Below are 11755 nucleotides of genomic sequence, written 5' to 3' on the forward strand. Positions count from 1 at the left end.
TTAGCCGGAATCGACGGTTTTCCGAGCCTCAGGGAGAACTCAATCGACATGGCACCCAGCGCCACCCTCCGCGGCCTGATCACGCGTCAGGCCATGGCCTTTGTCCTGGCGGGGGGACGCGGCAGCCGTTTGCTGGAGTTGACCGATCGACGCGCCAAACCGGCGGTCTTCTTCGGCGGCAAGACCCGGATCATCGATTTCGCTATGTCGAACGCTGTGAACTCGGGCATCCGCCGGATCGGGGTCGCGACACAGTATAAGGCGCATAGCCTGATCAAACATCTGCAGTATGGCTGGACCTTCTTTCGGCCTGAACGCAACGAAAGTCTCGACATCCTGCCGGCGAGCCAACGCGTGTCCGAGGCCAACTGGTATCAGGGCACGGCGGACGCCGTGTTCCAGAACATCCACATCATCCGCAGCTACGCCCCAAAATACATCATCATCCTGGCGGGAGACCACGTCTACAAACAGGACTACGCCGTGATGCTCGAGGAGCATTGCGATAATGGCGCGGACGTTACCGTCGGCTGCGTCGAGGCGCCGCGCAGCGAGGCCTCGGCCTTCGGCGTCATGCATATCGACGACGCAGACCGGATCGTGGACTTCCTCGAAAAGCCTGCGGATCCGCCTGCCATGCCCGGCAAGCCCGACGTCGCCCTGGTGAGCATGGGCATCTATATCTTCAACACCGAGTTTCTGTTCGAGCGGCTCATCGAAGACGCCGCCGATCCCTTGTCCTCACATGACTTCGGCAAGGACATCATTCCCAAGCTCGTTTCGCAGGGTCGGGCCTACGCCCACCATTTCAGCCGCTCGGCTGTGCGCTCCGGCGAACAGGGCGAACCCTATTGGCGGGATGTCGGCACGCTCGACGCCTATTTCGAGGCCAACCTGGACCTCACCCGCACCACGCCAGACCTGGACCTCTACGATCGGGAGTGGCCGATCTGGACCTATACGGAGATGACTGCGCCCGCCAAATTCGTCCACGACCGCGACGGTCGCCGCGGTATGGCGGTCTCATCTCTCGTGTCAGGCGATTGCGTGATCTCGGGCGCGGAACTGTACCGCTCCCTGCTGTTCACGGGCGTGCGGATCAACAGCTACTCCGCGATCAGCAACGCCGTGATCCTGCCGCGGGTCGAGATTGGTCGTAACGCCCGGCTCACCAATGTCGTCATCGATCGCGGCGTGCGTATTCCCGAGGGACTGATCGTCGGCGAGAACATTGCAGAGGACAGCCGCCGTTTCCGCCGGTCGGAAGAAGGCGTCTGCCTGATCACCCAACCTATGATCGACGCTCTGGGTATGACGCGATGAAAGTCCTTTCCGTCACCGCCGAGGTGTTCCCGCTCGTGAAGACGGGCGGTCTCGCCGATGTCGCCGGCGCCCTGCCTGCCGCTCTCGTCGCAGAGAAGATTGAGATGCGCACACTGGTCCCAGGTTATCCTGGGGTGTTGGCGGCGCTCGAAGACGCTGTCGAAGCTCTCACCTACGGCGACTTGATGGGCGGACCCGCGCGCCTTCTGTCCGGCCGAGCCGGGGGACTCGACGTGTTCGCCCTCGAGGCTTCGCACCTCTACGATCGCGAGGGCAACCCCTATCTAAACGCCGCCGGCGTCGACTGGCCCGACAACGGGCTTCGCTTCGCCGCCTTGGCGCGCGCCGCAGCAGACATCGGCCTGGGCAAGGTGCGGGGCTACAAGCCCAGCCTGATCCATGGCCATGATTGGCAGGCGGGGCTGGTTCCGGCCTATCTTCGTTACGACGACGCCTCCGGACCGCCCTTTGTCCTGACAATCCACAACCTCGCCTTCCAGGGTCGTTTCCCGCGCGAGCAGCTGAGCGCCATGGGCCTCCCGGATCATGCCTTTACGATCGACGGTGTCGAATATTTCGGCGACATCGGCATGCTGAAAGCCGGCATACTCATGGCCGACCGCGTCACGACCGTCTCTCCCACCTACGCCGCGGAAATCGCTAGCGACGCGGGCGGCATGGGTTTGGGCGGACTGCTCAAGGCGCGCGGAGAGGCTTTGGTCGGCATTCTCAACGGGCTGGACACGACCGTATGGGACCCGCTCAGCGACCCCTTGATCACCAAACCCTACTCGGCGGGAAGATTGTCGGGACGCGCCGCGAACAAGGCCGCGCTCCAGGCCCGCTTCGGGCTTGAGATCAAACCCGACGCTCCCCTTTTCGGCGTCGTCAGTCGGCTCACGGGACAAAAGGGCCTCGATCTCCTGCTGGCCGCCTTGCCGATGCTGCTGGAAATGGGCGCGCAGTTGGTGCTTGTCGGCTCCGGCGACGCCCAGCTTGAGGCCGGCTTCGCGGCGACCTCCGGCGTGGCGCCCAGCCGCATCGGCTGCGTGATCGGCTATGACGAGGTTCTCGGCCACCAGATCCAGGCTGGCGCCGACGCCCTGCTCGTCCCCTCGCGCTTCGAGCCCTGCGGGCTCACCCAACTCAGCGCGTTACGCTATGGCGCGGTCCCCGTTGTGGCCCGCACCGGCGGTTTGGCGGACACGGTGATTGACGCCAATCCGATGGCGATCGCGTCCGGGGTGGCGACAGGGGTGCAGTTCGCCCCGATCGACCAAGTGTCTTTCGACGAAGCTCTACGGCGCACTATTCGGCTCTATCGAGACAAATCAATCTGGTCGGCGTTGCAGCGCAACGGCATGAACACGGATGTGTCTTGGACCGCATCGGCCCGCCGATACGCCGCCCTCTATCGCGACACCCGAGCCAAAGCCAGGTCGTCCGGAAAGCCCCCCTCAGTTTGAGCCGCCGGCGCGTCAGGCGAGGTGTAGCTTATCGGACATCCGTCTCGCGCTTCGGGCGAGAGGGCTCCTGACTTGCAGATTTTCCCCCGCCCACGCGACGCCGGCTGATTTCTCGCGACCTTGGGGCGCCACGAGAATGTGGGTTCGCTCCTGTCCATGTTCCTGGACAAGCCGCGCGACCGCCAATTAATCGTCCCGTCGCGTCTTGGAGGCCGCCGTTACCGTCTCACCCATCGTCTATTTCCGACCTGCTGTCGTCTGACTCTGAAAAGTCGCCCCTTGGCGAGATGTTCCGGGCCCGACGCGGATCGCCTCATGGGGCGCGAAGACGGCGATCGAATCGCAGAGACCGAGATTGGGGGGATTCGCCGAGCGCATCGCGCAGCTGCATCGGCCAATCGCCCGCAGTAAGGGCTCGCCGCCGCTCCAGTGCAACGCGGGACAGACGGGATCGCACCTGGCCTTGCGCATAGTCGAACTCGGCGTCGCCCAAGGCGTGGAGAGTCTCGCCGACACCGGCCACGCCGCCGATGCTCACCACCAGATAGTCCGGCTGCAATGTATCGCATCTCACCATGGCTTCGACGACCTGGCCAAACGCCTTCCCATCCGACCCAACGACGGCCGCGCCCACCAGACCGCTGAGGGGCGCGAGGGTTGGCGTGGCCGCGTCGGCGCTCCGCGCACGAGCCAGGGCTCCGCCTCGCGCATAGCGCGCCTGCCGCCCCAACCACCTCCAGACGCCTATGAGATTGACCAGGGTCAGGAAACCATTGGCCCAGAGGAGGTTCGATTGATCCGTGGCGAGGGCGACCGCACACCAGCTGATCGATCCGAAGACGAACACGACAAACCCCCAGCCCGTCATTCGCGGCCCTAGATTGGACGCAGTCATGACGGCGGCGATCGCCGTTGCGACGGGCGCCAACCAGCCTGCGAGACTTTCCATCGACCACCTCCACCACCAACCGTCAGGCCCGGCCGTTTAGTCGCGATTGTCAGTTGCGACGGCGCGCCAGGGCGTAGCCCAAGAATGCGCTCAAGCCCGTCAGGCCGACGACCGAGGCTGTTTCGATAAGACGCCTCTGTCGTGTGGACATGAACTCGCGACCGGTTTTCACGACGCGATCTGCACCGTCGCCTTGGACGCGCGCAGGACCGGGGGCTGGTTGCTCCAGATTGCCGAGGCGTCGCGGTTCGGGACCGCCCAGCTGCTGCTCGGGATCAGCGGAGAGGCGCGCAGTCAGCCACGGTGCGATCGCATGCACCAGGGCCATCAAAATGGTCGAACGCCCCACCCAGACCTCGGGATGCCGGTTGGCGACCGCCGAAAACACCGCCTTAGCGCAGAGATCGGGGTGGAATAGGGGATCGGGGATGATTTGCGCGCGACCCGTATGATTGCGTGACCAGCCGGACTGGGGCGTATCGACGCCCGGCAGATAGACCAGGCTGAGGGTGATCGGCGACTTCTCCGCCGTCAGCTCCCCGCGCACCGAACGCGTGAAACCACCGACCGCAGACTTTGCGCCGCAGTAGGCGGCCTGCAGAGGCGCCGGCTGGATTGCGAGCATGGACGATATCTGAACGACGGCGCCTCGCCCTTGTCCGCGCATATGGCGCAAGGCCGCCCGCGTGCCGTACACCGTCGAAAGATAGGTGCTGGCGGTGACCCGCTCGTATTCTTGCGGCGTGATTTGAAGTGCATCACCCACCACCGTCGACATCGCGTTATTGACCCAGACATCGATTGCGCCGAATTGCGCGAAGATCTTGTCGGCGGCGTCATCGACCGCCTCCGCATCTGAGACGTCCGTCGGCACGGCCAGAACCTCCCCGCCATGACGCGCGATCTGAGATCGCGCCGCCTCCAATCTCTCGGGATCACGCGCCAGGATCGCGACCTGCCAACCCTCCCGGGCGAACCGGTCGGCTGTGGCCAGGCCGATGCCGGCGCTGGCGCCGGTAATGACTGCAGTTTTCAAACGTCTCTCCTCGGTGTCACCTATCCAAAGGACGGGCCCTCGTTCGGTTCCTGATCGCGAGGTCGCCGTCATCAGGCAAAAGATTGAAATCCCGACACGATCAGCCCCGAGGGCCAGACAGGAGAGCGCAGGCTCGAGCATCGACCTGGGGGCCACGGTCCATTCTCATACGCAGGTAAAACACTATGACGGCCGCAGGCGCTTCACCCTGAGCCGACCATCGCCCCCGCCCGGAAGGCGTGGCGATTAACTCGTAAGCACGAGAACTCGCGCTGACGGAGCCTTGCAGCCTTTTTTTAAGCTCGAGGATTGGCAAATGAGACTTAGCGGCCACGCCGCGCAGCCCGAGCCCAAGATGCAAAGCTCCTCGGTTCGCCCTCATGCCGTCGCCACCTATCTTGGCGGCGGCGACCTCCTTTCCAATCTCCATGATCGCGAAACGCGCGACCGTCTGGCGCGAGGCGTCGCGGACTTGCTTGACCTGCCGTTCATTGGAGCTGCTGCCCCCAGTCACACTGATCCGCTTTTTCTGGTGCCCGCCGATACGCTTTCGGCGGAAGACGCCTCTGCCCTCGGCATCCATGGAGAAGATGACTTTTGGGGGGGCGCAGCTCCCCTCCCCCACGTCGCAACCAAGGCGATCTCTCATGGCCTGGTGGTTGACGACGCGATCGCGCCAGACGGTTGGAACCGCAGATTGGCCCGGACCTTGGGCGATGCGGTTTTGGGAGGATTTTCCGCCTTCAGCGCCAGCGACGCTCGCGAAGCCGGATCGAGCTAGCTCGAGACGGGTCCCGTCCGTGTCAAGACCGTGCGCGCCACTGGCGGGCGTGGACAGACGGTGGCTTCCGATTATGCAGCGCTCCAAAGCGCCTTGGATGCGCACGATGCCGATGAGATTTCATCTCACGGCGTGGTTCTGGAAGAAAATCTGAGCGAGGTTGAAACCTTCAGCGTTGGAACAACAGTCTTGGGTCCACACAGGATCGCCTACTGGGGTCTTCAGCGTTTCGTGCAAGCGCCCAACGGCGGGGAGGCTTACGCGGGTTCCGACCTCGAGGTGGCGCAGGGTGATTACGACGCCCTTCTCGCGTTTGATCTTCCGCCCAAGGCGAGAGCGGCGATCGAAATGGCCCGCCGATACGACGCCGCGACCTTTGCGGCCTATCCGGGGCTATTTGCGTCGCGGCGAAACTACGACGTCATCGTCGGAACAGACGCGCGGGGCCACAGGCGCGCGGGGGTCCTGGAGCAATCCTGGCGTGTTGGCGGGGCGAGCGGGGCCGAGATCGCTGCGCTCGAGGCCTTTCGTCGAGACGGCGGCCCAGAATTGTGCGGAGTTTCACCATGGAGGTCCCGGATGAAGGCTTCCCTGTGCCCGAGGGAGCGACCCTCTACTTCCAGGGCGTCGACCCGGTCGCCGGCCCGCTCACCAAATATGCGGACCTGAGACCGTGACGGCATCCAATCGACTGAACCTCGAGGTTGGCGACGCCATCCTCGAGGGCACGATTCTGACCCCGGCGCGCCTCATCCCGGGCGTCCTGTTCGTTCATGGCTGGGGCGGTTCTCAGGAACAGGACATGCGGCGTGCCGAAGACATCGCCCAGATGGGCTGCGTCTGCTTCACTTTCGATCTCCGGGGGCATGCGAAGACGGAACCGCAGCGGATGGCGGTCGCCCGGGATGACGGGCTGGCCGATGTTTTGGCCGCCTATGATTTCCTGGCGAGCCAACCCATGGTCGACAAGAACGCCATCGCCGTCGTCGGCGCCAGTTACGGCGGCTATCTAGCGACGCTTCTGACTGCGCAACGACCGGTTCACTGGCTTGCCCTGCGGGTGCCAGCGCTCTACCCCGATACCGAGTGGAAGACGCCGAAAGCCTTGCTGGACCGAAAGAAGATCGCCCAGTTTCGCAACCGGTTTCGAGGCTTCCGCAAGAACCGCTCGCTCGAGGCCTGCGCCAAGTTCAAGGGCGACGTCCTGATTGTCGAAAGCGAATACGACACGGTCGTCCCCCATCCTACGATCGCCTCCTTCATCGCTGCCTTCACATCGGCGAATTCGTTGAGCTATCGGATCATCAAAGGCGGAGATCACGCCCTGCGCGACGAAGCCGTACGCAAGAGCTATCACGATCTTCTGGTGACCTGGGTCAGCGAGATGGTGCGCGGCGCCCGCCGGGCCGAACCCAACAAGCAATCTCATCAGGCATGAACACCGGCCTCGCCTGCGCAGCCGTCCAGCGCTCCAATGGAATAGGAACTCTCCTCCAAATCATTCATTGTGGAGAAAACAGGGTTCTTCCATGCTGACCACTTTCATCGCAGTTGCACTGCTTTTCGTCGCGCCAGTAAGGGCGGCGGAGGTCAAGGCCGGTCCGGCTCACCTGATCGCCCCCCAGGCGCCGACTCACGCTTTAACGAGCGTCGCCGTGACGCTCGAGTGCACGGCGCGCGCGGATGGTCAGATCGATAGTTGCAAGGTCCTCGGGGAAACCCATCCCGGCCTCGGTTTCGCTGAGGCGGCCATCGCTTTGATGGAAGAGTCGACCGTCGCGCCGGGCGCCGCTGACATCCAGTTCGCGCGGACGATTCAGTTCACGCCCTGAAGGACGAACGGAAGCTTTGACGCCGTCTCGTCGGTGGTTGTCGCAGGCCCCCTGGAGAAGGCGCTCGCATCCCGCGATGTTGCAGAGGCTAGCGCCTGCCTAGGCCCCGAGCGTCTCGACCATGGTTTCGATCTGGGCCAGCTCATGGGGTTCTTGGTCGCAATCGACGATCAGTCGCCCCTCCGACCAACGGCCGTTCACGCGAGCCGGGTCGATAGCCGGCAGATCAACCTCACCGAAGGTCAGGGCGGTCGCCTTGGGCCCAGCGACGATCTGTCGAACCCCCAACCAGGCCGCAAGAACTCGCAGCCTCGCGTGAGCGCACATTCGGAGCACTTGCGGAGGCGGGGAGCCAAACCGATCTTCCATCTCCTGCGCGAGGCGCTCCACGGTCTCAATGTCTTCGGCTCGGAAAAACCGGGTATAGAGACTGATGCGTGCGTTGGCATCGGTCACATAGTCGGGCGGGATCGCGCCCCCTGGAAGACTGAGTTCAGGCGGGCCCCTCTCGGCCACATCTCCGCGCGCCGCCCCTAAGGCGCGCGCCAGTACGGTTTGATAAAGCCCAGCGCCAATCAACTTCACATGTCCCGCCTGGGCCTCGCCGATAAGGTCGCCCCCCCCGCGCAGATCGAGATCGCGCACGCTCAAGGCGAAGCCTGCGCCCAGTCGATCAAATTGCTCGAGCGCTCGCAACCGCGCGAGCGTGTCCTCCGCGATCCCGTCGTCTGGTTCGGTCAGAAGGTGGGCGACGCCCTGGCGCCGCCCGCGGCCGACGCGGCCTCGCAGCTGGTGAAGTTGAGCCAGACCGAACCGATCGGGACGGTAGATCAGCATAGTGTTTGCGCGGGGGACATCCAGGCCGTTTTCGATGATATTGGTGGCCAACATCACGTCGCCGATCCCTTCGGCGAAGGCGACCACAGCATCGTCCACCTGCTCGGCGGACCTCCGTCCGTGAACCACCACCGTAGTCAACTCTGGCGCGATCTCTGCAAGAGCCTGCTCCATCGGCGCAATATCGCTGATGCGGGGAACCACCAGGAAGCTCTGCCCGCCACGCGCCTTCTCCCGCAAAAGCGCCGCCCTGACGGCTGCGGCGTCGAACGGCGCGATCACCGTACGGATGGGCCGCCGCCGAGCCGGCGGCGTCGCAATCACGCTGACGTCCTGCAGCCCCACCATGGCGCTCTGCAGGGTTCGGGGGATGGGCGTCGCCGTCAACGAGAGGACGTGGGGCGCCGCCTGCCCAAGGCTTTCCTTCAGCGATGCGCCGAATCTGTGCTCTTCGTCGATTATGACGAGACCCGGGGCGGCAAGAGTCAGGTCTTGGGCCAGAGCCTGGGTTCCGACAACGATGTCGATCACCCGCTCAGCCAGCCCTTCCCTCACCGATCGAGCTTCCCCGCTGTCGACCAGACGCGAGAGATGAGCGACGGAAATCGGCGAGCCCTCGCACCGGCGACGGAAGCTCTCGTAATGCTGTCGGGCCAGCACGGTCGTCGGGGCGATGACCAAAACCTGTCGTTCGCAGAGCGCGACCGCCGCCGCGGCGCGCAGGGCGACTTCCGTCTTACCGAAGCCGACATCGCCGCAGACCAGCCGGTTCATCGGGCGCCCGGATTTCAGATCGGCGAGAACAGCCTCGATCGCCGCGATCTGATCGCGGGTTTCGGGATAGGGAAAACGCGCCGCGATCCGTTTGAACGCCGCTGCGGGCGCCACAAGCGGGTCGGTGCGGCGCGCCGCTCGGGCAAGGGCGTCAGCGGCGAGGCGTTTTGCTGCGGCGTCGATTTCGGCGCTGACTTCGGCGCGTCGGCGCGGCCAGGTCGTCCCGTTCAGCCTGTCCAATGTCACGCCTTGGGGTTCCGAACCATACCGCCAGATCCGAGGCAGGTCCTCGACAGGCGCCATCAGCGTGGCGTCACCGTGATAGCGCAATTTCAGCACATCGCGGTCCTGTCCGTCCGTGGAAACCGTCTCCAGCGCCTCAACGACGCCGAGGCCATGATCCTCGTGGATGACGACGTCGCCGATCCGGGCCGCGTCATCGCCGAGCAGATCGAGCGTCGACGCTGTCCCCTCGGCGATCCGCCCACCAACGACGTCCGTCGGGGTCAGAACTATGAGTCCGCTCTCCAGATCCCGAAATCCCCCATCGAGATCCCCGAGGAGGCAATAGGCTCCCGGCTCGGTCGGCGGACGGCTCAGACTGTCGAGAGATAGGTAGACGTCTCCTAAAGCGGACCTCAGCCGACGGCGGAGCAGTTTTAGTTCGTGGTCGAGGCCAGCGATAACGATCCGGGCGCCCGTCTCCCGCTTCGCCTCGACAAAGTCCCGCAGCGCCGTCGCCGGACGAGCATCAGAGGCGAAGCTTGGGACGGGCTGGAGCCTGGTTTCCAGGGTTTCAGCCGACGCAAAGGCCGCATCGAGCTCGACGGGCGTCAGATACAGTCGGTCCACCGCGGGTCGGTCGCCGTCGCGGAAGTGGCGGGTCGCCTGAGCGGCGTCCGCCACGAGTTCCAAGAAATCGCTGCATCGTCCAGCAACGTCCGCCTCAATTAACACGCGCGCGCGGCTACAGATCGCAAACAGGGTCTGGAGGGGCGTATCGTCGGTCGGCCAGAAGCGTGTGGCGTCTGCCCCTCCGTCGGCCTGTTCCACCCTCTCCAGATGCTCGACCGCCGCGCCGATCTCAACGGCCTCGACAGGGGCGAGGCTTCTCTGGGTCGCCGGATCATAGGCCCGGATAGAGAGGACCCGGTCCTTGTCGTCGAGATCGAGCCTGACAGGAAAGGCGGCGGCGGCCGGAAACACATCCACAACCTCGCCCAGTATAGAGACCTCCCCGGGCTCATCGACCCGTTCGTCTTCGACATAGCCGATCGCGATGCAATCCAGTCGGAACTCGTCGCGATCGATTTTTTGCCCAACCGTAATCACGAGCGGCCCGGATGGCGGGGTCGCGGATACCCTTTGAGCAATCGCCGCTGGAGACGCGACGATGATCCGAGGCGTTTTGACAGGCCTCGACAGCGACTGCAGCACCGCCATGCGCTGCCCCATACGCTCGCGTGACGGCGGCGCTCGATCATAGGGCAGACTGTCCCAAGCGGGAAGATGCAGAACCTCGGCCGTCTCGCCTGCCAAAGCGCGCAGCGCGCGCGCCGTTTCTTCGGCCCTCCGCTCGCCGGCGGCGACGGCTAGAATAAGGGGGGCGTCCGGCGCGCGCCCCAACAGTTCATAGGCGAACGCGGATGCGGGCAAGCGGTCATCGCGGTCTGTCGGCGATGGCAGCGGACCAGGCGCCAGCCCGCCGTCGTCAGGAAGCTTGTCTTTCTCGTCCGCGGCCATCTCGTCCTCCCGGGAGCGGTAAAACAAGAGTGGGCGCGGTTTGATCCCTAGGTTTGAAAATACCAGCGTGATCACGCACCCGGCAGGATCGGGAAACCCAGACGCCCCAATCCCGACACGACCGGTTGCGGTCTGACGGGTCGTCGACGCTCTCCGTAGAAGGCGAACGGCGAGCCACAGCAATCAGCGAACCGGACGCCGGCCCGATGTCGAACGAGTCTCTCCGCAGGCGCTCGCTCGCCGCCAGCGGTTCAACCCGGCTTCGTTGTGGATAAGGCCTCGGCCACCACTGGCGCGAGGCCGGCGGCGATGATCCGCACCCCCTCGGCATTGGGATGAATGCCGTCAGGCTGATTGTAGCGTCGATCCAGAGCCACGCCTTCAAGCAGGAAGGGATAGGCGGGAATGTCATCCTGGCGCGCCAGATCAGTGAAGACGCGATCAAACTCGGCGGCGTAGGAGCCGTACTGCGCGGGCGCCCTCATTCCAGCGAGCAGAACCGGAATACCGCGCGCCTTCAATCCCGAAATAATGGCTTGAAGATTGGCGCGCACGACCGCTGGTTCGACACCCTGCAGCATGTCATTTCCACCGAGAGCGACGATGCAGAGGTCGGTGTCGTCCTGAACGCTATGGTCCAGACGGGCGAGCCCGCCGCCGGTCGTGTCGCCTGACACGCCCGCGCCCCGAACACGAACGGCCAGACCGGCGGCTTCCAGCGCCTCTTCCAGCTTCACCGGCAAAGCCTGAGACGACGGCAGCCCGTATCCTGCGGTGATGGAATCGCCCAGCAAGGTGACGATCCTCTCCGGCGAGGCCGACGCCTGAGGATCACCGGGCGCGCTCGACTTATTGTCTGCCGGTTCGTTGTCCGACGGACTGCAACTCGCCAGCACGAACCCGACCCCGCCAGTCAGGACAGCGCGGCGACGAAGGTCGATCAGGGAAGAGCTTGGTTTTGGCGTCATGGCGTTCAGGCCCATATAGGAGCCTCGTCCCCTCCTCCCAATCCAG

The 11755-nt window shown here is 64.5% G+C and carries 8 protein-coding genes and 1 pseudogene; 5 read left to right on the top strand and 4 right to left on the bottom strand.

What is annotated here, in order from left to right; translation table 11 throughout:
• Nucleotides 1-48 precede the first annotated feature (48 nt).
• A complete protein-coding gene (gene glgC, locus ACIQ1T_RS02390) occupies nucleotides 49-1323 on the top strand; it encodes a glucose-1-phosphate adenylyltransferase (RefSeq protein WP_395942887.1) in 1275 nt (424 codons plus the stop codon).
• A complete protein-coding gene (gene glgA / locus ACIQ1T_RS02395) occupies nucleotides 1320-2789 on the top strand; it encodes a glycogen synthase GlgA (RefSeq protein WP_395942888.1) in 1470 nt (489 codons plus the stop codon). The genes glgC and glgA overlap by 4 nt, the downstream gene beginning before the upstream one ends.
• Nucleotides 2790-3102: 313 nt before the next feature.
• Here the strand turns inward: glgA and ACIQ1T_RS02400 are convergent, their stop codons facing one another.
• Both ACIQ1T_RS02400 and ACIQ1T_RS02405 read right to left on the bottom strand, forming a co-directional pair.
• A complete protein-coding gene (locus tag ACIQ1T_RS02400; RefSeq protein WP_395942889.1) occupies nucleotides 3103-3738 on the bottom strand; it encodes a PRC-barrel domain containing protein in 636 nt (211 codons plus the stop codon).
• 49 nt (nucleotides 3739-3787) lie between these two features.
• Complete coding sequence (locus ACIQ1T_RS02405; protein ID WP_395942890.1) at nucleotides 3788-4774, bottom strand: SDR family oxidoreductase; 987 nt, start codon at nucleotides 4772-4774, stop codon at nucleotides 3788-3790.
• Between the two features lie 355 nt (nucleotides 4775-5129).
• On the opposite strand from ACIQ1T_RS02405, the pseudogene ACIQ1T_RS02410 reads away from it, so the two are divergent.
• The 3 genes and pseudogenes from ACIQ1T_RS02410 to ACIQ1T_RS02420 all read left to right on the top strand — a co-directional run.
• Nucleotides 5130-6086, top strand: a pseudogene (locus ACIQ1T_RS02410) (DUF3182 family protein); the annotation flags it as partial.
• Nucleotides 6087-6228: 142 nt separating this feature from the next.
• On the top strand, nucleotides 6229-6993 hold the full coding sequence (locus ACIQ1T_RS02415; protein WP_395942891.1) for an alpha/beta hydrolase family protein: 765 nt from the start codon (nucleotides 6229-6231) through the stop codon (nucleotides 6991-6993).
• Nucleotides 6994-7084: 91 nt separating this feature from the next.
• Nucleotides 7085-7387 carry a hypothetical protein gene (locus ACIQ1T_RS02420; RefSeq protein WP_395942892.1) on the top strand — a complete coding sequence of 101 codons (303 nt, stop codon included), beginning with the start codon at nucleotides 7085-7087 and terminating at the stop codon, nucleotides 7385-7387.
• Nucleotides 7388-7486: 99 nt separating this feature from the next.
• On the opposite strand, the gene ACIQ1T_RS02425 is transcribed toward ACIQ1T_RS02420, so the two are convergent.
• Nucleotides 7487-10741 (bottom strand): DEAD/DEAH box helicase, encoded by a 3255-nt coding sequence (locus ACIQ1T_RS02425; RefSeq protein WP_395942893.1) that lies wholly within the window; start codon nucleotides 10739-10741, stop codon nucleotides 7487-7489.
• 251 nt (nucleotides 10742-10992) lie between these two features.
• A complete protein-coding gene (locus tag ACIQ1T_RS02430) occupies nucleotides 10993-11724 on the bottom strand; it encodes an arylesterase (protein WP_395942894.1) in 732 nt (243 codons plus the stop codon).
• Nucleotides 11725-11755 lie beyond the last annotated feature (31 nt).

The sequence above is a fragment of the Brevundimonas sp. genome (genome assembly GCF_044336875.1).
In the GTDB taxonomy this organism is placed as follows: Bacteria; Pseudomonadota; Alphaproteobacteria; order Caulobacterales; family Caulobacteraceae; genus Brevundimonas.